This is a genomic window from Sulfitobacter sediminivivens (genome assembly GCF_042611115.2).
GTDB classification, from domain to species: domain Bacteria; phylum Pseudomonadota; class Alphaproteobacteria; order Rhodobacterales; family Rhodobacteraceae; genus Sulfitobacter; species Sulfitobacter sediminivivens.
This window is the reverse complement of the sequence record NZ_JBHGAR020000005.1, coordinates 47580-68757: the sequence shown is the minus strand read 5'-3', so window position 1 is coordinate 68757 and position 21178 is coordinate 47580. Positions and strand designations below refer to the sequence as shown.

Genomic DNA, 21178 nt, shown 5'->3' with positions numbered 1-21178 from the left:
AGACGCTCCGGGTTTAGATAGCCGGCCCGTCGCTTTGGAAGTCTCTCAAGGTTTTTTCAATTGCCTTTCGTTCCAAACCTCCACGCTGACAGCAAAGCAAAAAGGGGGGTATCCAACACGGCGATGAAGCGCGGCATTCATAGACAAAAGAGCCAGACATTGCGGTTGCGGAATTTATCGGAGCAACTGGCAATGGAAGTCACTTGATCCCATTTTCCCTTTGCAGCGCACGCACATACGCCACGATATTCAGTACATCCGCCTGTGTAATACCTTTAACAGGTGGCATGTTCCCAAATCTCCAGTGATGTGAACGCACACCGTTTTTTGCAGCCAAGACAAATGCCATGTCACCGTGATGGTTGGGTTCGTAGATCTTATGGACAAGCGGAGGTCCTGCTCCCTCCCTGCCCTGTGCATTTGTCCCGTGACATGAGGCACAAATGGCATCAAAACCGCGTTTTCCCATCTGTTCCTGTTCTGAAAAGGCAGATGGAACTGCGACCGCGACGATGGCACCTTGAGGTAAAATCGCGGAATTACCCGCCTCGGTCGGTGCGCCGCTGTCATCTGGCTGCGTAACGTACCACGCACCCGCGACCATCGCGATCAAAGCAAAGAAAATTGCTGCCCATTTCATCTTTATTACTCCTTCGTATTCTGCGTGTCGGCGACTGGACATCTGCTCAGATCGCAATGCATCTTAGACTGGTACTCATGCGCGCATGATCCTAAATGTGGGTTCTGAAACCTGAGCTACCTTTGTTGGGAAGCGATATTGTGAGAAAAATCGTGTAATCTCCTGATATCGGATCCGCGTATCTTCCAATGTCTGATAGTAGCGAAACAGCTCTTTCAAAGGTGCCGAAAAGTCTTTGTGTGCAGCCAGTACCGCAACAAGCGCCCCCAAACTGATCCGTCCCTCGATGACGAAATACCCACCCAGAGAATAAAATAGGAATGGTGTCAGTGCGGTCAGGAAATTGTTCAACGCTTTGATGAAGAATTTCAGGCGAAAAATTTGCCGTCTGACGCGCTCCAATTCTCGGAAATTTGCGCCGGTCGGCGCAAGTCGGGAGGGACCGTCAAAGTCCGCGTGCAACTGATCGGAGAGTTGCCTGCCCAACTGCCGCATTTCCTTGATTCTGACCCGCGACAGCACGTTGACGCGGCGCTGGAGCGTTGGGAGCAGGACAAGTTGGATGGGCAAGACAGTCAGTGCCGCTGCACCCAACACCGGATCCTGGATGAACATGAACAGCAGGATCGTTGCGAGCGTACCCCCTTGTAGGATCGGCAAGGTGAGTACATCAGCTGCAAAACCGCCTATGGGTTCGACCTCTTGTGCAAGGATAGGTACAATCTCACTCTGGTCCCGCGAACCGGGATCGTTGCGCCATTGCCGATAGACCAACAGCCGGAAGCGACGCAAGAACCGCTCTGCTACGTAACCCTTGAAGACGTTCAGTGCATATTTGTTGAGCCCGTTCAGCATGATCGCCAACAGGTAGAGACCAGACAGGATCATCAAAAATGCGACCTGATCAATTTCATACCCAAAAAGGTCAAAGGGAAAGCGACCGGAATCCAAGGCGTTGTTCACAATTTGCTTTGGGAGTTCCAAAGTCAGATACAGGATCGGCATGGCCATCAGGCTCAGCATGATCATCAAACCCTGTAGTTTTTTGGAATAACGCAAAACAGAGCTGAACAGTCCTGCATCCAGGCCGCGAATGGATGCACATCCCGCATTGACAGCCCTCGTTCGGCGAAAATATCTGAGCGCTCCGACAATCAGCAGATAGCTGACAACCACGCTCAATACAGCGGGCGCGAGGACGACGATAAGGTGAATGAAGGGATGAACCCAATCAGGCGCAGCTCCGTCGTATTGGTAACCGAACAAGACCGAATAATCATGTACGATCCGATGGTATTCTTCCACGAGGGACAATGCCATCGCTCTCAACCTCGGTTGCCGAATGCCGGGAGGTCATTGACGATGATCAGACCTCTCATCCCGGCCTCAAAATGACCCGGTACAAGGCAGGCAAAGTCCACTGGCCCCGGTGTATCGAAGGCCCAAAGAACCTCGCCCGACTGACCTCGCTGCAAACTTACGGAATTGGGTCCGCTGTGTTCCATATCCGGATTGTCTTGCATCCATTTGCGATGCTCAGATATTTGATGTGGGTTGCCGACGAAAAATTCATGCTCAACCAACCCGACATTTACGATTTTAAAGCGAACCGTCGTTCCTGTTTTGACGTAAAGGCCGCGAGGTTCAAAAATCATGCGGCCTGACTGCGTATCATACAGCCTCACCTCGATTGTGCGTGTTACGTCGTCTGGCCTTCCCGGACGGCCAATCTCCTGCGTATCGGCCTCAGAGTGGTGATTTGTGTCGGGGTTAACGGGCGGCGGTCCATCCGCAGCCCAAAGCGGTTGCACCAAAGTGATGGCCAAAACGATAGCGGATAGTACATACTTCATATTTGCCTCTTTCACTGCTTGGACCTGCTGCATCTTCTGACGCTTGTAATGGCCTCTGGTGTTCGTTGGGGTATCCAGCGGGAAGAAAAATACCCCGCTGGAAAGCCGTGTGTCTTGAGGGGCGAAAAGACCGCCCCACTATGTTATTTTAACGCCGTAACAGTCAGTTTTCCTTTGACGCGGTCGGCCACAAATTCGATATCCTTGCCTTCGCTCAATTGGGCCATGATCAGTTCATCGGCCCGGAACACCATGGTCATAGACGGCATGTCAAGATTGGAGAGCGGTCCGTGCACAATGGTGACTTTGCCCGCCTTGGCATCGATTTTCTTGACCTTGCCTGAGGAGTATTCAACGTCGGCCTGCGCCGCTTTCATGCCCACGGTGATCGGGCCGTGCATACCGGATTCGTAATGGCCGGGGATCAGGCAGGCGAACTCGAACGTGCCTTCATTTGCAAATGTCCAGATGACCTCACCAGATTGGCCTTCGTCGAGACGGATGGAATTTGGATCGTCATGCTCCATGTCATATTCCGCCATCATCGCCTTGTGCACGACGTTTTGCTCGACCGTGTCGATCACGAACTCATGTTCCAGTTCACCGTCATTTTTAACGTTGAAGCGGATGGTTTCGCCCGGCTTAATTTCAAATTCGGCCGGTTCAAAGATCATTTCACCGTCGTCCGTTTCGCGCATAATGACGTCCAGCGTGCGGTCAACATCCTCGGCTGTGCCAGGCTTACCGACAAGCATCATCGCGTCGTGATCCGTAGCGTGATCGTCGGCCTTGGCCTCACCATGGCCGCCGCTGTGGGCACCCGCCGCGAAGACGGGCGCTGCTAGAGCGAGAGAGAAGGCGGTTGTCAAAAGAAGGTTTTTCATTGGTTTTTCCTGTTATTCATTTTGGTGGGTTGGAACGAAGGGCCGGTTAGCCCTTCGAGGTTGGTTTTTCTGTCAGAATGGTTTTTGGACTGTTGTTAGATGCAAATTCAGGCAATTCACCTGTCCATTCATAAGCCTGCTCGCCCGGCGGGTTTTCGTACCAACCGGGATCGGAGTAATCGTCCGCGTCGATGCCGTCCCGCACCTTTACAACCGAAAACATGCCGCCCATTTCGATGGGTCCGTGCGGACCCCAGCCCGTCATCATCGGAATGGTGTTGTCAGGCAACGGCATTTCCATCACGCCCATGTCCGCCATGCCAGCCGTGCCCATCGGCATGTATTCTGGCTGGAATTCGCGGATCTGTCGGGTCAGTGGCTTCTTGTTGACGCCAATGAACGTCGGGACATCGTGGCCCATGGCATTCATCGTATGGTGCGACTTGTGGCAATGGATTGCCCAATCGCCCAGATGGTCGGCGACAAATTCATAGGCGCGCATGGCCCCCACGGGGATGTCGATGCTGACCTCAGGCCATTGCGCGGCCTCTGGAACCCAACCCCCATCCGTACAGGTGACTTTAAAATCATAGCCATGCATGTGAATTGGATGGTTTGTCATTGTCAGATTGCCAACGCGCACGCGCACCTTGTCGCCTTTGTTCACAACCAGCGGGTCGATGTCGGGAAAAATTCGGCTGTTCCAGGTCCAGAGGTTAAAGTCGGCCATGGTCATGATGCGAGGCACGTAAGTTCCCGGATCAATGTCAAACGCGTTCAGCATGATCAGGAAATCCCGATCGACCGGCATGAATGTCGGGTCCTTGGGGTGGACCACAAACATGCCCATCATCCCCATCGCCATCTGCACCATCTCATCGGCGTGGGGGTGGTACATGAAGGTGCCGGATTTGGTCAGGTCAAACTCATAGACATATGTCTTGCCGGGCGGGATGCCGGGATGGCTCAAGCCCCCAACCCCGTCCATGCCGGACGGCAAGATCAATCCATGCCAGTGAATTGTCGTATGTTCTGGAAGCTTGTTGGTGACATAGAACCGAACCCGGTCCCCTTCGACAGCCTCAATCGTGGGGCCCGTTGACTGACCGTTGTAACCCCACAGATGCGCGATCATACCGTCTGCCAGTTCACGTTCCACCGGCTCTGCGACAAGGTGGAATTCCTTCACCCCGTTGTTCATCCGGTGCGGCAAGGTCCAGCCATTCAGCGTGACGACGGGGTTATAATCAGGCCCCGAGGATGGCCTTGGCGTGATTGCCGTCGCAGCGGTGTCCATTTGAGCCGCTTCAGGCAGACCTATGTTTGAGGTCTTGCCCCAGGCTTGTGATGAGACAAGCGCCGCCCCTGCGGCACCCGCCCCGAGCAATTGACGTCTATTTAACATATCGTCTTCCTTTCAATGTCCTGCACCGCCACCAGCGGCCAATGTTGCACCTTCACCACCAGCACCCGCGCTGCCTGCGCCACCGCCATAGATCGCGGCAGTCAGGTCAGCTTGCGCCATGAAGAATTCGCGTTTGGCGTTTGCAGCCTCTAACGATGCACTGAGCTTTTCTCGTACGTCCGTCAGCAGCTCAAAGGTGTTGGTAATCATGCCGTTGTACGACAGCAGACCTTCTTCCTCGACGGTCTGGCGCAGAGGCACCAGAACGTCCCGGTAGTGCCGCGCGATCTTGTAAGACGCGTAGTATGAAGTCTCTGCACCGCGGGCCTCTGACCGTACATTCACGGCCTTTTCAGCCAATACGTTCGCTGCCTGCAGATAGGCCAACTCAGCTTTGCGCATACGCGCCTTACCGGTGTCATAGATCGGAATGGCGAATTCCAACTCCACCTGCGGAGTAGTTTCGGTTTCCGTGGCTCCGGCGTCCGCCTCACGCTCTGTCTCAAATCCAGCGATGATTTCGAGGTCCGTCACCAGACGCGTCTGATCTGTCAGTCCAAAGGCCGCAGCTTGTGCCTCAAGGCCCAGCTTGGCGACCCGCAAATCCAGACGATTGCGCAGGGCCTTGCTTTCGATGTTCGTGATCCGCCCCACAGATCGCGGCAGTGCGGGCAATGCATCGGGCACGAAATAATCCACGTCGGCACCCCAAAGTCCCATCAGCTTCGTGAGGTCCTCTTTCGCTTGATCCGCATTCAGTCGTGCTCTTGCCAATTGCCCGGCAAGCTCAGCGTTAAAGGCCTGCTCGCGCGCCTGCCCCGCTTTGTTAAGCGCGCCGGTTTCGCCAAGCTTGCGTGCCAGTTCAGAGCCGGCATCGGATGTGGCCTTGGCGCGTTTGAGGTAGCTGGCGGCCTCGAATGCAGCGACCGCTTTGATCCACGCCTGCCTCGTTTGATTGGCCAGAGTCAGCGTATCATTCACGGCGTTCAACTGCGCTGTCCGAAAGGTCACGTCTGCCAACGCCACACGTTGTTTGCGTGTCTTGGCATCCAGAATGTTGGTTGCGATCATGCCCTCAATGGCACGGTAGGCACCCAGTTCGGCGGCCCCAATGCCCAGCACACCGATGGACACGACCGGATTTTCCGGTGTCGATTGTTGCCACGCATCTGCGGCAGAAAGCCCAACGTTCGCATAGGACGCTTGCAGGCCCTTGTTGTTGAGCAGGGCAACCTGCACGGCGGTGTCCACAGAAATTGTCTTGCGATGTACCATGCCGCGCACTTCGCGGTTCACTGCCCCGTTTTCGGCCTGAGTCTGGGCAAAGACTGTCCGTTTTCCGATCGCGGCCGCGGTCTGGCTCGACACATTGGCAAAGCCAGCTTTGGGTTCTGTGTAGGCTTCGGGAATTGCAGTCGCGCAGGCACCAAGTACCAGTGGAAAGCCAAACACCAGTGAAAGTTTCGAAACAGCCATCAGTTGCCCTCCGTCTGTTCTTGATTGACCGAACGCCAGTCGCGCGGGCCGGTTGGGCCGCGATAGGTATAGCCCGCCAGAGGGTCCTGATATCTGATCGGCGATACGACCGCCGTGTCGGTAACTGCCTGTTGGGCCGTCACAATTGGCAATGGCGTAGGCGCGTCAGCACATGCGCCAAGTGCGAGGGCCGAAGCCCCTAGGAATAGAATTTTCATTTGAATAGCCTGATTTGTAGATGTCTGAGCTCACATGCCTCGTATGTGAGCAGAGAACCCGCGTTGTTGCGGGCACGCGATCAGATCAGGTCTTGGGGGGGCGCAGAAAACCACCGGGATCGTACGCGACCATTTGCGCATGCAGCACAATCTCATGAACAGGCAAAGTCTGGTCAGAAAATGCAGTAAGTGTCTCTTCGAGCGTGAATGACAGACAAATACTATCGCAGCATTGATTTGCCCCGACCTCGACGTCGGCAGTCGAAACCGACGCAGAACAATGGACATTCAATGCATCAGGTTCGCCATGATCATGAGCAGCATCACTGGTGTCAGCGATGACCACTTGATGTCCATCACCGACACCAGCCTGACCATGCAACGCCATTGGCGGGAAAAAGAGCAAAGCCATCACAAAGGCAAGGTAGATGACAGCCCTGAAAGATCCGGAAATGACATTTTTCGTCTTCATTCCGAACACTTGGGCGAGTTGAAGAGCTGTGTCAATCCATCCAGCGCTGGAAGGTTTCCAACTTTTTTGTGAGGTCGGCACAAAATTGCTCAGGTTGCTGCGCTCATTTACCAGCTTATGCCGACCGAAATGTATTGGGGACGGTACGTGCTTCGTTTCTCGAGGTGAAATGCTGTCGACACAGCTGGCCTCGGTCCGTGTGACCGCAAACATTGTTATGGGCGATTTCGCTGACAGTATGTTCAGCAAGAACGCACCTGAGATCGCGATAACCAGCTGATATGAGGTGTCTGTCCGCTCATCCTCTGGTTTGTCGCCGCCAATGTGGGCGTTCTACAATATGCAAGGTCAGGTAGACACGGGCAAGCCGTCCTCAGAATCATCTCTCGGCCTTCGAAAGGACCACCAGATCAGCCCCAGCCCACCCGCGATCATCGGCAGCGATAGCGTCTGCCCCATTGTTAGCCCGCAGGTCCCGAAATGAAGCGCATGTCCGATAGGGTTGTCTGCGGTCACAAATTGTATGTCTGGCTGCCGGAAGAACTCAACAAAGCCGCGCGTTGGGCCATACCCCACAAGGAATGTTCCGGTCACGGCACCGGGTTTTTTCAGCCAACCGCGGTGCCAGGCAAGGACCAGCAGCAAAGCGCCCAGAAAGAGACCTTCCAGCATCGCTTCGTAAATCTGGGAGGGGTGCCGTCCGCAGAAATCCCCGACGATTGAGCAAGCTTGCGCAGTCTCTCCCGGGAAAATAACGGCCCAGGGTACATCGGTGGGACGCCCCCAAAGTTCATTGTTTGTGACGTTGGCAAGACGCCCGAGCAATAGCGCTGGCGGCGTGGCCATAGCTAGAAGGTCAGCCGTGCTGAGAAGCGGCGCGCGTTGTCGGTTGCAAAACACCAAACCGGCCACGACCACGCCGGCAAAGCCGCCGTGGAACGACATCCCGCCTTGCCAGACCATGAAAGTCTCAAGTGGATTTTGCAGGTAGTATTGCGGCTGATAGAATAAGACAAAGCCCAGACGACCGCCGACAATCACGCCAAGGATGATCCACGTAAGCAGCTCTTCGATCTGGCTGGGGTTAAGCGGAGGCCCAGATCTAAGCCAAAGTGCAGGTCTTTTGACCGCCATGACACATATCCGCCAGCCAATGAGAAAGCCGACGATATATGCGAGGGCATACCAGCGCAGCGCAAAGTTGAAAGTGCCGAAATCAATCGCGAAGAGTTCCGTGCCGATATCTGGAAAGGGGATGGCGGCGCTCAGCATTACTTTTCTTCCTACATATTGGAGTGAAATTGTGAACGGCACTTGCCGCATTGGCGATGACGCAGGAAAGCTATTCAAGGTCGCAGATATCAGCCATCAGGCTGAGCGGGTCACCTTGGTTCCCGAAATCATCTAGAGCGTCCTTTCTCTGGATTGCAGCGTGTCGTTGGATTGAAGCATTTGTTCTGAACCGCGCGCGTTCCAGCCTAGGTCGCAAACCGGATCCCCTGCCGACAGCGTATGAGGCCTCAGGTAATGTCCACGCATGCCATCGGCGGCAATAAGGTCTGCACCCGGCCAATGGTAGCGACACCAGTTTTGCCGGAACGCCTCAAATAGCTCAGGATCCTCGCGGCGCGCAGCGATCGTGCGCGCGAATGTCTGCGACAGGCAATGTGTGAAATGCGTGTGCAGGTCATCACCGTCCCGAAAGACAGGGGTTTCACAGCCCGGTGCGCCGACCGGGCCGAACGGAAAGATCAGCAATCCGCGAATTGACCAACGAAGCCTGCGCGCCGGATCAAGGCTGACAATCCGGGATAACAGAGACGCCAGACCGAGCATGCGGCAATAACGGTCCCATCCTATATCGGTCACTGTCGAATGTGCTGATGCCGTCTCGATTCCATGCGACCGCAGGCTGCGTCGGCGGCAACGGTATAAGTCGCCCATTCTACCATCAGCCAACTGTCAGCATTCGGAAGAAGCGGCAAATCGGCAATCGCCCTCATCTGCACGCTCTCGCGCTTCAGCGTGTCAATGAAGCCGTCAGTATCTTCAGCCAACCAGCGCCGCTGGTCGATTTCAGTGTCCGGTTGGCCAGATGCCGATGGCACCTGCGCCTGAGGTCTCTCCAGAAGAGCCGGCGGATTACCCCCAAACCAAGCGGCATGCGCCCATCTGGTACAGATTGTTCAGTCACCAGAAACCCGCTTTCTGCGCCGATCCCTCACGGCAACGATGACAAGAGGCGTCAGCGTCAACGCACCCAGCCCGACGGCGGCCCACGCGGCGCGGCGCGGCTCTCCGCTGACGGCTTCATTTCCCAAATGTGCCAGAACGAAACTGGCTGGAATGATTCCCGCGAGGGTGGCAACCCCGAAGCGCCAGAAATATAAACGGCTGAGCCCGGCAGCATAGCTGACAACGTCGAATGAGATGAACGGCATCAACCGGCTGGCGAAGACCGTGAACGTCAGAACATTCTGTGATCCGAGCCAACCTGTGTCCAGCGTGCCACCCACCCACCGGGCAAGTACGTCGCGACCCAGAAACCTTGCAAGTCCGAAGGCAATCAGAGCGCCGAACTCAGCGCCAATGACAATATAAATCGTGCCCAAAGTGTGGCCGTATGCGGCACCGGCAGCCAACGCGATAGGGGCGCTTGGAATCGGCGTGGCAACGATCGCGGTGGACATCAGCACAACGATGAGGATCGGTCCCCAAGCGCCGGCGGCCTTCACCTGGTCGGATATGCTCTCGGCATTCAAGTTTCCTATAAAATCCGATAGTGGACCGACGAACAGCGCAGCAGTGAGGACCCCGAGCACACCTACGAGAACAACCTTTGTCGCAATTCCAAACGATAGGACGCGCATCATAGAACATACCTCATGGGAGATACTTTTTTTGGAACCGGCGCGCCAATTCCCCCATTGCAGTGCGGAGTATCCCGGACGATATGTGCCGCAAGCCCGAGCATTGAGGCAAGCCGGTTCAAGAGCAACCTAAAAAGCGCCACGGAGGTGTTGAAAGCGGCGACCCGAAGTCCCAGCCAAAAGGTCGTCATTGACCTGACTGAAACGCCAAAGCCGATGTAGATGCCCGTACTCAATGCGCACGTAATCGCGACAATCTTCACAGAGATTACTTCAGTCACAAACAAGTAAATCGGGACAAACAAAGTGAACAAAGCCACTCCGATGGCGCTTGGATTCAGCTTCCGGAGAATATCTTGGATCATTGTTCTATCACCTTACATATTGTACTACCTCACGTGCTCATCCGATCTGATGTCCGATCCCCCACATACATGGTGCTTCCAGTTGCTGGCGGATCAAACCATGGATGAGAAATTCCACACGTCAGGCTGCGTCTACAGCCGCACGCATCATGTCCCGCTCGCCGCCCGCGATCTTGTGCAATTGGTCATTCGATATGGCCTGCATTGATGCCACTGGATTAATGGCGCTGATTTCGGTTCCGCCGTCGATCTTACGCAATATGACGTTGCAGGGCAGCATCGCGCCCACGCTTGGTTCAATACCGATCACCTTGTAAGCCATTTCCGGGTTGCAGGCACCTAGAATACGGTAAGGCTCCATATCGGCATCGAGCTTCTTTTTCATGGTTTCCTTGACGTCGATAACGGTCAGGATGCCGAAGCCGTTTTCAGCCAGCGCATCCCGGAAGCGCATTTCCGCGTCGTCGATATCTACGTTTTTCAGGATGCGGACATAGGTTAAAGACAATTCAATCTCCCTTCAATCACTTGGGCAAGCGTTTGACAAATGTCACGCTGCCTTGAACGAGCAACACAATCAGCAGCGTTCAGGAAGCACCCATGCGATAACTTATTATGGCCTGGCCCCATCAATAATCATGAGATCGACGTCGACCTGATCGGCCGACGTCGGGACGCTCATTTATCTTTCGATACTGTCTTAGTTGTTCTCGTCATTGTCAGTTTCACCCTGCGAATTCATCATACCGGAGCGCATCTTCTGCATGCGATCCATCTTGTCTGCGGGCGCCATCATTTCTTCGGGCGTCACTGCACCGTCACCGTCTGCATCCAAATGCTGGAACCGGTCGACCATCATTTCTCGAATAGCCGCACTGTGAAGCGTCTCGAATTCAGCGATGGAAAGGCTTCCATTTCCGTCACTGTCATATTCGGTCAGCTTGGCCTGCATCACCTCGCGCATTTCCTCTGGCGTTACGTTGCCATCACCATCAGCGTCCATCATCTTCATCAAGCCGCCGCCCATCGGGCCCATGCCGTCCATCATGTTGCCATGCATGCGGTGCATCATGCCCATCATCCCGGACATGCCATCCATGTGGCCCATCATGTCGGCACCTCCGTTCTGCATCGTCCGCCCTTGGTTGGCCTTTTGCCATGGCTGGCCCTTATGGCCGTGATCGGATGCTGCAAAGGCCGTACTTCCAATTGCGGTTACTGCCAGAACACTTGCTGCGAGCATAATCTTGCGGGTCATTTTTATTTCCTCATGTTTTGTTGCGATACACTTCATATGGCAGTGTTATGTCTCCATGAAATGCCAGTGAAGCAGTCATTTGTATCACTGCGTCGCAATCCAACAGCCTGTTACAGTTCGTGACAAATCTCTTGGGAAAAGTGTCCCTATGTAGGTTAGTAAGGATACTATGACTGAGCAGCCTCATATCCTTGTGGTAGATGACCACCGAGAAATTCGCGACTCCGTCACCCGCTATCTGGAGAAGAATGGCATGCGCGCGACCGCAGCGCGCGATGCCGTCGACATGGATGCAAAACTTGCCCATGGAAAATTCGACCTGATCGTGCTGGATGTCATGATGCCCGGAGAAGACGGGCTGTCGGTCTGCCGCCGCCTGTCGGGCAAAGGTTCTACCCCCATACTGATGCTCACGGCGCTTGGCGAGGAGACGGATCGGATCGTCGGGCTCGAGATCGGCGCTGACGATTACCTCGCTAAGCCGTTCAATCCACGCGAACTGATCGCCAGGATCAAGGCCATCCTGCGCCGGGCGTCCCGGCCAGAATATCATGCGGGCACTTTGTCTGGCCGCCGCATCGCATTCGCGCATTGGATTCTGGATACTGATAGCCAGTTGCTCACACGGGAAAACGGCGAAACAGTTGGTCTGAGCGGAGCCGATTTCAAGCTGCTCATAGCTCTGCTGGAGCGCCCTCGGATCGTGCTCAACCGCGATCAATTGCTCGACCTCACGGCAGGCCGAGCATCTGCGATTTTTGACCGGACGATTGACAATCAAATCAGCAGGTTGCGCCGCAAGATCGAACCCGAACCGTCGCGGCCGCGTATTATCACAACTGTCCGCGGTGGGGGCTATTGTCTGGCGACCGATGTGAAAGAGCTGAGCTGATGCCTCGAATTTTCGACAGCCTGCGCGCGCAGCTGGTCCTTTTAATCATTGCGGCACTGGCCATAGCGCAGGCGGTCAGTCTTTGGCTGTTTGTAGACGAACGTAGCCTTGCCGTGCGGGCTGCACTCGGGTTTGAGGCTGCAGGTCGCGCCGCCAATGTGGCGCGTTTAATAGAGGAGGCACCCATCGACCTGCACCCTGCAATTCTGCGGGCTGCCAATTCTCCGCTTGTCCGGTTCGATCTGTCGGATGCGTCAGCTGTCGATCATGACACGCATGCGGACAGCGGTGAGGTTGAATCAAGGGTGCGCGGTCTGCTTGGTCAATCGGGCCACCGTGAAATCCGTGTGGAACTGCACGAGGTCGAACACGGTATAATGCCCATGCCGCATCTTACACCGGAAATTAACGAGATGCATCTGGCGATGATGCGCCGAGGACTGTCAACAATCGAGATGCAGCTCTCAATTGCCTTGAGCGATGGGCAGTGGCTGAACGTCGGTACACGGTTTGAGCGCCCGCCCCTACAATGGCCATGGGTTTCCTTCGTTAGTTTTGGCATGACTGCTGCTATCATCCTGGTGGTGGCGTGTTGGTTTTTGCTCACTCGGTTGACCGGTCCGCTTCTTCGGGTCTCACAAAGTGCCGATCGGCTTGGGCGCGGCGAAGATGTAGAAACCCTGCCGCTGATTGGCCCTGGAGAAGTACGCAGTCTAACCCGCGCGTTCAACCGGATGCAGAACAGGCTCACCCGGTTTATAGCGGACCGAACGCAGCTTATGGCAGCCTTGGGCCATGATCTGCGCTCACCTTTAACGGCACTGCGGGTGCGTGCCGAAATGGTCGAGGACGACGAGACACGTGATAGCTTGGTCACCTCCATAGAAGAAATGCAGGAGATGGTGGACACTACCCTTGCCTTTGCGCGGGGCATGGCGAGTGCAGAACGCTATGAGACTGTGGATCTGGGCGCGTATCTCGCACGCCTCCAATCGGACATGATCGACAGCTTCATGCTGAAGGAAAACGGCGCGGTTCCTGTGCGTCTGCGACCCCATTCGCTGCGACGTGCCCTGCGCAATATCATTGAGAATGCGCAGCGATATGGGAAAACAGCTAAAGTGACCTTTGGACAGGATTCCGATTATGCATTTGTTACTGTATCCGACAACGGCCCCGGCATTCCAGACGCCGAACTGGAGCAGGTATTCGAGCCGTTCTTCCGACTTGAAAAGTCCCGCTCGCGCGAAACCGGTGGTACAGGGCTTGGCCTGTCGATCGCGCGCACGATCATCCGTGCCCACGGTGGCGATGTAAGCCTGTCGAACCGCAAGACTGGCGGCCTTCAAGCAACCTTGACGCTACCGCTCGAAGTCCAATCTCAGATAGATGGAAGGAAACAAATTTGAAGTACCATTGGCTAGTCACTGCATCTAGTCTCGTCTGGTCCCTCGCAGGACCGGCACAGGCAGATAGCAACCAGGGCTTCGGCCACATGTGGGATGGCGGTTACGGCATGTTCGGCGGCCTGATGATGGTGGTTTTCTGGGGGCTGATTATTGGATTAATCGTGCTGGCGGTTCGAAGTTTTTTGGGCCGTTCTGACTCACCCGCAAGCCAAAGCGCCATGGATATTCTCAAAGAGCGTTACGCCCGAGGGGAGATCGACGACGAGGAATTTGAACGTCGGAAGGCAAAGATCGAAGGATGAGAGGGGATGGTCCATCCCGGATTTGCGGAAATGTGAATCTGCATTGCCGCACAATGCTTGACCTTCCAGCAGCGGAAGGTAGCAGGACAGTCAATGTACATTCGTCGAGCATGGTAAACGATGGTGGAAATGGGACCGGTCTGGCACATGCCGTAACATGACCTCCACAACCAGAGAGAGAAGCAGGAACGGTTCAATCTTGAAATATGATCAGGAGAGAAAGAGATGAAGCGTCGATCCTTTCTCAGAGGCGGTCTGGCGGTAGTATCGGCGCTTGCCGACGGAACCGCAGCTGCGCACCAACCGAAAACTCTGCAGGCCTAAAATCTTCCAGAAGACATGCTTCCCCAGATCGTACCGATTGGCCCTGGCCTGCTTCCTAACGAAGCTCATGTCACCCCAGACGCATTCGCGCTCTAATGGACCCAACCGGGATATCTGGCCATCCGCTACGTTGTCGGCATCGGGCGACCCGGACTGTATGAAGCTGGCGAATTCTATGTCGGTGCCAGAAAAGAATGGCCCAGTTGGACCCCCACGCCGGACATGTTGCGCCGTAAGCCTAATTTTTATGGCAGGTGGAAAGATGGTATGGCCAGGGCGGCTAAGTAAAGCACAGCCAGCACACGAGACATCGACCGCACCGGAAACTCTCCCCGATGAGCCTCCCCTCTCATTGATACTGCGTATCAACTGCCGGGCAGTGAATGAACGCGTACTTCACTGAGACTCGCGCGCGAAGTACGCGGTCGCCTTTTTTAGAATGGTGCGTTCCTCGGTCATCTAAGAACCAAAGCTAATCCTTGCCATGGGTGCGACAGCCGCCGAAAGTTTGACCGGAAAGGTGATCAGATCCTATCGCGGCGGGGGCAGATCGAATTTTCAACTTTGGGCATGCCGGTCATGATCACTATTCACCCGTCTTATATCCTGCGCCTGCATGATACACGCCGAATTACCGAAGCAACTGCGTGGTTTCAAAGGGATCTACGAGATGCAGTTCGGCTTTTCTGTGGAGAACGTCATTAATTAGCTCTTGCAAGCGATGACTTCAGATATGCTAAACCCCTGATCTTTCTCGGCATCGTCTTCAGCCTCTGCTCGAGTTAAGCGCCGTTTGGGGGCGTCAGAAAAAGCTTCAACAGCTGCCTTTGGTATTTTCCGTGGCAAGTATCTCGGGACAGACCGTGATTGTGGCCCGCCGGTGCCCTCCAACACCGACAGGCCAAGCAAGGGCTGGAAACGCTGCCCCGCTCATTTGGTCACAGCGATCTGCAATCATGCGGTAAGATGATGTTGGCGTTAACGCATCAGCCAACAAATGGAAGCGTTATGAGCACCACCCATGCGATGACAAATACTGCTGTCAAGAAGGAATGCTCTCTCTCAAGCCGTTCGCTAAGCAGGATTTCAGGCTGCGCGCTGAAAGAGAGCACATCGGGTGCTTGCCGATCGTCGGCAGCGGTCAGTGTCTTTGTCATCTGCATACCATATTCCAATCAATGCACCCGGATCACAATTCCTGGTTTCAAAAAGACCGTGCAGAAATACACTGCACGGCCAAAACTCGTTATGACACAACCGCTTCCTGACAGAGCGTTGTCAGATCGCGGCCTTAAATCAGCTAGGCTCGTCTGATGTCATCTTTTCTAGCGCGCCCGACGCTTGCCTTGGAATTAGTTAAATTTATTTTCTTTTCTCTCGCAATTGAACCTACATAGGGTGATGGGTTTACCCTCTTAAAGGGAAACAATTTTTCTAAATGATACCTATTGTTCACCAAAGCAAACAACGGGTTTGATCGGCGGCAGAGTTGCACAGGTAGACCATCTCTGCGCCTCAATTGACTAACATTCTGCCCAAATAAGAACCAATTTTACCATCATACCCAAGATTTTTTCAATGAGGGTGCTCTGATGCCAACGGCTTACGAAGACCAGTTTTATACAATCGACCCCCGGCTCTCCGCCTGCGGTCGGGACCTCCGTCACCTTTCAGAGCGTCGAGTTCATTGACAACGACGACAACGGTCTCATTCAGCCGAATGTCGGCGAAACTTATAATGGTGTTCAGATCACCAGTGTTTGGCAGGGCGATACATTGACGATCAACGTGCCCGGCGTCGGGGACGTGACGTACACCGGGGTCACATTTTATCTGGCCAGTGGCCCGGCGGTGGGCCAACCGCTTAGCCGTTTCGTGCTTTTCCGTCCAAATGGGCGCAAGGCACATCATCACTTCGGGCTGATCAATGCTGTCAATCGGCATCCGACCAATCTTGGGAAAGGCATAGTCGCGCAATGTGTTGATCTACTGCTTGCCTTGCTTGGCTTTTTCCACGTAGGCATCCGGTCAATGTGAACCTGCTGCGCCACTTCCTCAAAAGTAGGCACCTCCTGGCGGACATTGAAACGCGGGTTCAAACCTTGTTTGGCCATGCGGCGATATTCCAGCGCCCGGTCCCGCGCTTGGTTCAGCGTGACAACATCAGCGCCGCCCAACCATAGTCCGTGCGCAACTGCCCGCCCTTCCTGTTCTTTTGGCCTTTGACCACCACCCGCACGATCCAACGGCGCGCCAGATGGATAAACTACCAGATACAAGCCGCCACCATCACTGTGACGCGCAGCGCCTAGGTTCTCGACCAGTCTCTTTGTGAGCTTACCAGGTAAGGCCAATCAAAAAACACCACACCCCATACCCCTCAAGGAACGAGTAAAGGCATCACCGAAACAAACTCAAGAAAATCGATAATGGAACCTAAAGGTACAAAAATACTATAAAATTAGCGCTCAAGGCGGTCCACTCAAACCGATAACAATGGTTTAATGGCGGATCGACAGGGATTCGAACCCTGGAGACGGTCTCCCGCCTACACACTTTCCAGGCGTGCGCCTTCGACCACTCGGCCACCGATCCGTGAGCGGGGGTTTAGCGTGGGGCGGGGCCAACTTGCAAGAGGGAAATCGGCACAAGACCTGTGACTGTCATGTCAGCTGTCGAGGTGAACATAAACGCGTCGGTTCAGCCTGCCTTTTTTCTCAATCTTGCCCAACCTCAATGCCCCGATCTCGCCTGTGCGCGCCACATGCGTACCGCCGCAGGGTTGCAGATCAATGCGGTCTTGATCTTCTCCGATACGGATCAACCTGATGTCGCCTGCATCCTTTGGCGGCTGCACAGCCATCGTCTTGACCAGATGCGGTGCCTCCGCGAGGGCGGCTGCGGTGATCCAGTCTTCGCTGACGCGTGCGTCCACTGACACCAGATCATTCAGGTCGCCCTCAATCGCGTCGCGGTCCTGTGGCGCGTCCGGCATGTCAAAATCCAATCGTCCGTGGGTTGCGGAAATCTGCCCCCCCGTCACGCCAAACGGGATCACGACAGACAACAAATGCAGCGCCGTATGGACCCGCATGTGTTTGTAGCGCCGGTCCCAATCAAGCACCTGAACCACATGCGCCCCGACAGGGGGAAGGCTGACCGGCTCGGACGGGACCAGAACAATAGTATCGCCCTCCCCTTTGACGGCGGTGGCAATGACAAGGCGCTTGCCATCCCATTCGATCCATCCGGAATCGCCGGGTTGCCCACCGCCGGTTGGGTAAAAAACCGTCGCATCCAACACCAGACCGCCTTCTGCGGTATGTCCCGCAACCTGCGCCGGGGCATCGCGCAGATAGGCATCATCACGAAACAGCATCTGGGTCATGTGGCGGTCTTGCCTTTTGGTGTTTTTGTCGCTTTGAGCGGCCCTGCCCCGGTCAGCGCCTCCGGGTTGCGTATCCACAGATCACGCTGCGCAAAGGGTATCTCGATCTTTTCTGCAGCAAATCGTTCGGCGATGGCGTGATTCACGTCATTTTTGACAATCATCATCCAGTTCACATCCCTCAGCATCATCCGAACCTCAAACTCCAATGCGTCTGCACCAAAATTCATGAACACAATGTTCGGCGGCGGAGTGCTCAATACCATTGGCTGAGCTTCGGCAATTTCCCGAAGGATCCTGTCGACCCGCCGAGTGTCTGTGCCGTAAGCCACACCAACTGATACGATGACCCGTCCCACTGTGTTGCCACGGGTATAATTTGTGACGGTCCCACTGACCAAATCCGCGTTCGGCACGATCACATCCGTGCGGTCAAAGGTCTCGATCCGGGTGGACCGGACAGAAATGTCGCGCACATAGCCCATCTGGCCACCGACCTCGATCCAGTCCCCTTGTGAGATCGGGCGTTCGATCAACAAGATAATGCCAGATACGAAGTTGCTGACAATGTTCTGCAAACCAAAACCAATGCCGACCGACAATGCACCAGCGACAATGGCAAGCGATGACAGATCAATGCCCGCACCGGTGATGGCAGCCAATGCCGCAAGAAAAATACCGACATAGCCCAGACCCGAAACAATCGCATTCTGTCCGCCGATATCTATCTTGGTCTTCGGCAAGACGTTGCTGCGCAACATGCTTTGAATGAGCCGTGTCAGGACGTAGCCCACAACAAAGATTATTGCGAATTTCAGGAAATCGGTGGGCGAAATCCGGCTTTCACCAACAGCGAACCCACGGCCAACAGCCGTCCACAATTCAGAAAGGTCCGTGGGGCGCGCACCCCAAAGCAGCGCCAGAACGGGCAACGCCAGAAGCAACAAGACCATGCCAAAAACGACCGACATCAGCGCATCACGTGCCTGAATGCCCTGCCCTGTAATTGCGCCATAAACATCGGTCAAGAACCGTTGCAGCGTCATCAACAGGCCAAAAATTACAATTGACATGACATAGGGTTGCAGCATTGCCTCAGCGACACCGAGATAGCCAAAGCCGATCAGAATGGGTGTCAGACAGGACACCACGATGGCCCCGATCCCAATGCTCCGGACCACTTTTGTATGTGTTGACACACGCGCTTCCGCCCCGATTTGTTCTGGCTCAGATGGCTCCGTGTACCCCTTCAGGATGACGCCAAGCTGATACAGGGCGAAACAGATGATCAGATAGGTGATGAAGGCAATGACCGGGACTGTGCTGGGTGCCGGGTCAGACCCCTCAAGTATCTGGGTCAGGACCACATCAATGATGATCGCGACGGTGATCACACTGACATAGGACCGTGCCTTTTTGCGCGCCAATTGGCTGAGCAGCAGCAGCGCCTCATCATCAGCTTTAGAAAAAACCCGTTCAGCAACCCAGCGAAACCCCAGCATCAACCCGCCAATGATTGGCACCAGCATGAGTACCTCATTGCCACGCTGCCCCAGAATCCCTGTGACACCGATGGACAGGGCAACGCTCGACAGGCCAATCAAAGGAATGAGAATACGCAGCAGCGAAACCAGAAACCGCCAAATCCCGAAACCACGCGCGCCAAACCGCTCAAGCCGCCCCACAATCTTGGTAGCCCAGCTACGGCCGCGCACAATCAGCACCAGACCGATGACCATCGACAATACGACAATCAGGCCATTCTCACGTAATTTATCCCACCTTTCAGCGCCGTCTTTTTGATCATTCTGCGCCCATATCTCAACGGTTGCCCGCCGCAGGTCGGCCCATGCCTGCGGCCAATGCACCGGATTAAGCGGCGTCGGAGAAATCGTCAAAAGCTTGTTGGTCTGCCGGTCGCGCAGCAGCTGATCGATTTGCCGCACCAGCCCATCTGCCTCTAGAAACGACGCCTCAGCCTTCTGAACCGGGGCAAGTAACGCATTGAGCTGTGCAGTCAGGTCTTCGCGTTTGGCCGCAATGCTTGGGTCTTCTGGGACTGCATTTTCGCCTTCCGGCGGCGTTCCCAAGGCAGCTATCTGCTCACGAAGGGTCGCAATCCGGCCCGCATTTGCGTTTCGTGCGGCATCAAATTCAGCGCGGTATTCGGCGATCCTCTCGCGTATGGCTTCGAATGTCTCATCGCTCAGTGAGTCGTTCAGGATCGATTCCTCGGCACGCAGGGCCAGGACATTGTAGCGCTCAAGATCTTCGCTCAGATCATTCTGGGCAAATGTCGCCGTAACAAGCGTGACGACAAACCCAATCGCCAGCACACTTTGGATCAGCAGGTTTTTCATACGTCTTCAAACACGCCGGGGATCGAGGCTGGCGCGCGATCCAGCCAACCGGGGGTCGGCAGGCCCTTTTCACTCAGGAATTCAGGGTTGAACAATTTCGACTGATACCGTGTGCCAAAGTCACACAGGATGGTGACGATCGTATGTCCCGGCCCCATATCGCGGGCCATCCGCATGGCGCCGGCAACGTTGATGCCCGATGATGCCCCCAGACACAGCCCCTCGTGTTCCAGCAAATCAAAGACCACCGGCAGCGCCTCGGCATCGGACACATTATAGCTGAAATCCGGTTTCAATCCTTCGAGGTTCTTGGTGATGCGGACCTGCCCGATGCCTTCGGCAATTGACCCACCTTCGCTCGCAAGTTCGCCGGTCGTGTAATAGCTGTAAAGTGCTGCACCATCAGGATCAGCCAGCGCGATTTTTACCCCTTTGGGCTGCAGCGCCATTGCAACGCCCGCCAATGTCCCACCTGACCCGACGGCACAGCAAAATCCGTCGACCTTGCCGTCGGTTTGTTCCCAGATCTCTGGCCCTGTGGTTTCGATATGGGCCTGACGGTTGGCCACATTGTCAAATTGGTTGGCCCAGATCACGCCCTCGTTGGTGGTGCGTGCCAATTCTTTGGCAAGCCGTTCTGAATAGCGTACAAAATTGTTGGGGTTCCGGTAAGGGGCGGCGGGCACCTGCACCAATTCTGCGCCCGCCAACCGCAACATGTCTTTCTTTTCCTGCGATTGGGTTTCTGGGATCACGATGACCGTTTTGAACCCCATCGACGCACCAACCAGCGCAAGGCCGATGCCGGTGTTTCCGGCTGTCCCTTCAACGATCGTACCGCCGGGCTTCAGCGTGCCCTTTGCAACGGCGTCACGTATAATGAACAGAGCGGCGCGGTCCTTGACGGACTGGCCGGGGTTCATGAATTCGGCTTTGCCATATATTTCACACCCTGTTTCCTCACTGGCCTTTCTCAACCGGATCAATGGTGTGTTTCCGATGGCCTGCGCCAGATCATTCGCGACGTGCATGGATGCCCCCAAATCAAGTTGCCTTTGGTGT

General features: G+C 55.1%; 24 protein-coding genes and 1 tRNA gene. 3 read left to right on the top strand and 22 right to left on the bottom strand.

Features of this window, described 5'->3' with window-relative positions; all coding sequences use genetic code 11:
• Window positions 1-199 precede the first annotated feature (199 nt).
• The 15 genes from ACEWL3_RS07425 to ACEWL3_RS07355 form a co-directional block, all read right to left on the bottom strand.
• Window positions 200-640, bottom strand: a complete 441-nt coding sequence (locus ACEWL3_RS07425; protein WP_386179207.1) for a c-type cytochrome — start codon at window positions 638-640, stop codon at window positions 200-202.
• Window positions 641-715: 75 nt separating this feature from the next.
• On the bottom strand, window positions 716-1960 hold the full coding sequence (locus tag ACEWL3_RS07420) for an ABC transporter ATP-binding protein (RefSeq protein ID WP_386179210.1): 1245 nt from the start codon (window positions 1958-1960) through the stop codon (window positions 716-718).
• 5 nt (window positions 1961-1965) lie between these two features.
• Entirely contained in the window at window positions 1966-2493 is a 528-nt protein-coding gene (locus ACEWL3_RS07415; protein ID WP_386179213.1) for a cupredoxin domain-containing protein, read from the bottom strand.
• 143 nt (window positions 2494-2636) lie between these two features.
• Complete coding sequence (locus tag ACEWL3_RS07410; RefSeq protein WP_386179215.1) at window positions 2637-3377, bottom strand: copper-binding protein; 741 nt, start codon at window positions 3375-3377, stop codon at window positions 2637-2639.
• Between the two features lie 46 nt (window positions 3378-3423).
• Entirely contained in the window at window positions 3424-4782 is a 1359-nt protein-coding gene (locus ACEWL3_RS07405; RefSeq protein ID WP_386179218.1) for a multicopper oxidase family protein, read from the bottom strand.
• Between the two features lie 12 nt (window positions 4783-4794).
• The gene (locus tag ACEWL3_RS07400) at window positions 4795-6258 is read right to left on the bottom strand and encodes a TolC family protein (RefSeq protein ID WP_386179221.1); all 1464 of its coding nucleotides are present in this window, start codon (window positions 6256-6258) and stop codon (window positions 4795-4797) included.
• Entirely contained in the window at window positions 6258-6476 is a 219-nt protein-coding gene (locus tag ACEWL3_RS07395) for a hypothetical protein (protein WP_386179224.1), read from the bottom strand. Before ACEWL3_RS07395 ends, ACEWL3_RS07400 begins: the two co-directional genes overlap by 1 nt.
• A gap of 85 nt (window positions 6477-6561) precedes the next feature.
• Window positions 6562-6948, bottom strand: coding sequence for a hypothetical protein (locus tag ACEWL3_RS07390; protein ID WP_386179226.1), 387 nt, complete (start codon window positions 6946-6948; stop codon window positions 6562-6564).
• A gap of 348 nt (window positions 6949-7296) precedes the next feature.
• Window positions 7297-8220, bottom strand: a complete 924-nt coding sequence (gene lgt / locus ACEWL3_RS07385) for a prolipoprotein diacylglyceryl transferase (RefSeq protein ID WP_386179229.1) — start codon at window positions 8218-8220, stop codon at window positions 7297-7299.
• 132 nt (window positions 8221-8352) lie between these two features.
• Window positions 8353-8817 carry a hypothetical protein gene (locus ACEWL3_RS07380; RefSeq protein ID WP_386179232.1) on the bottom strand — a complete coding sequence of 155 codons (465 nt, stop codon included), beginning with the start codon at window positions 8815-8817 and terminating at the stop codon, window positions 8353-8355.
• Window positions 8814-9005 carry a hypothetical protein gene (locus tag ACEWL3_RS07375; protein WP_386179234.1) on the bottom strand — a complete coding sequence of 64 codons (192 nt, stop codon included), beginning with the start codon at window positions 9003-9005 and terminating at the stop codon, window positions 8814-8816. The genes ACEWL3_RS07380 and ACEWL3_RS07375 overlap by 4 nt, the downstream gene beginning before the upstream one ends.
• 129 nt (window positions 9006-9134) lie before the next feature.
• Window positions 9135-9683, bottom strand: a complete 549-nt coding sequence (locus ACEWL3_RS07370; RefSeq protein ID WP_435000657.1) for a TVP38/TMEM64 family protein — start codon at window positions 9681-9683, stop codon at window positions 9135-9137.
• A gap of 134 nt (window positions 9684-9817) precedes the next feature.
• A complete protein-coding gene (locus ACEWL3_RS07365) occupies window positions 9818-10183 on the bottom strand; it encodes a hypothetical protein (RefSeq protein WP_386179240.1) in 366 nt (121 codons plus the stop codon).
• Window positions 10184-10304: 121 nt separating this feature from the next.
• A complete protein-coding gene (locus ACEWL3_RS07360) occupies window positions 10305-10691 on the bottom strand; it encodes a DUF302 domain-containing protein (RefSeq protein WP_386179243.1) in 387 nt (128 codons plus the stop codon).
• A gap of 192 nt (window positions 10692-10883) precedes the next feature.
• Complete coding sequence (locus ACEWL3_RS07355) at window positions 10884-11441, bottom strand: EF-hand domain-containing protein (protein ID WP_386179246.1); 558 nt, start codon at window positions 11439-11441, stop codon at window positions 10884-10886.
• Between the two features lie 169 nt (window positions 11442-11610).
• On the opposite strand from ACEWL3_RS07355, the gene ACEWL3_RS07350 reads away from it, so the two are divergent.
• From ACEWL3_RS07350 to ACEWL3_RS07340, 3 genes are read left to right on the top strand one after another with little or no spacing between them, the layout of a single operon-like run.
• Entirely contained in the window at window positions 11611-12333 is a 723-nt protein-coding gene (locus ACEWL3_RS07350; protein ID WP_386179249.1) for a response regulator, read from the top strand.
• Window positions 12333-13742: an ATP-binding protein gene (locus ACEWL3_RS07345; protein ID WP_386179252.1), complete on the top strand. Its 1410-nt coding sequence runs from the start codon at window positions 12333-12335 to the stop codon at window positions 13740-13742. Before ACEWL3_RS07350 ends, ACEWL3_RS07345 begins: the two co-directional genes overlap by 1 nt.
• Window positions 13739-14044 (top strand): SHOCT domain-containing protein, encoded by a 306-nt coding sequence (locus ACEWL3_RS07340; protein WP_386179254.1) that lies wholly within the window; start codon window positions 13739-13741, stop codon window positions 14042-14044. The genes ACEWL3_RS07345 and ACEWL3_RS07340 overlap by 4 nt, the downstream gene beginning before the upstream one ends.
• Window positions 14045-15354: 1310 nt before the next feature.
• On the opposite strand, the gene ACEWL3_RS07335 is transcribed toward ACEWL3_RS07340, so the two are convergent.
• The 7 genes from ACEWL3_RS07335 to ACEWL3_RS07305 all read right to left on the bottom strand — a co-directional run bounded on the left by ACEWL3_RS07335 (window position 15355) and on the right by ACEWL3_RS07305 (window position 21147).
• Complete coding sequence (locus ACEWL3_RS07335) at window positions 15355-15525, bottom strand: hypothetical protein (protein WP_386179257.1); 171 nt, start codon at window positions 15523-15525, stop codon at window positions 15355-15357.
• A 418-nt stretch (window positions 15526-15943) separates the two neighbouring features.
• On the bottom strand, window positions 15944-16312 hold the full coding sequence (locus tag ACEWL3_RS07330) for a hypothetical protein (RefSeq protein ID WP_386179260.1): 369 nt from the start codon (window positions 16310-16312) through the stop codon (window positions 15944-15946).
• The gene (locus ACEWL3_RS07325) at window positions 16279-16647 is read right to left on the bottom strand and encodes an Arm DNA-binding domain-containing protein (protein ID WP_435000653.1); all 369 of its coding nucleotides are present in this window, start codon (window positions 16645-16647) and stop codon (window positions 16279-16281) included. Before ACEWL3_RS07325 ends, ACEWL3_RS07330 begins: the two co-directional genes overlap by 34 nt.
• Window positions 16648-16873: 226 nt before the next feature.
• Window positions 16874-16963: transfer RNA gene (locus ACEWL3_RS07320), tRNA-Ser, on the bottom strand.
• 73 nt (window positions 16964-17036) lie between these two features.
• Window positions 17037-17756, bottom strand: a complete 720-nt coding sequence (locus ACEWL3_RS07315; protein WP_386179265.1) for an alanyl-tRNA editing protein — start codon at window positions 17754-17756, stop codon at window positions 17037-17039.
• Window positions 17753-20116: a DUF3772 domain-containing protein gene (locus tag ACEWL3_RS07310; RefSeq protein ID WP_386179268.1), complete on the bottom strand. Its 2364-nt coding sequence runs from the start codon at window positions 20114-20116 to the stop codon at window positions 17753-17755. Before ACEWL3_RS07310 ends, ACEWL3_RS07315 begins: the two co-directional genes overlap by 4 nt.
• Entirely contained in the window at window positions 20113-21147 is a 1035-nt protein-coding gene (locus tag ACEWL3_RS07305) for a cysteine synthase A (RefSeq protein ID WP_386179270.1), read from the bottom strand. The genes ACEWL3_RS07310 and ACEWL3_RS07305 overlap by 4 nt, the downstream gene beginning before the upstream one ends.
• Between the last annotated feature and the right edge of the window lie 31 nt (window positions 21148-21178).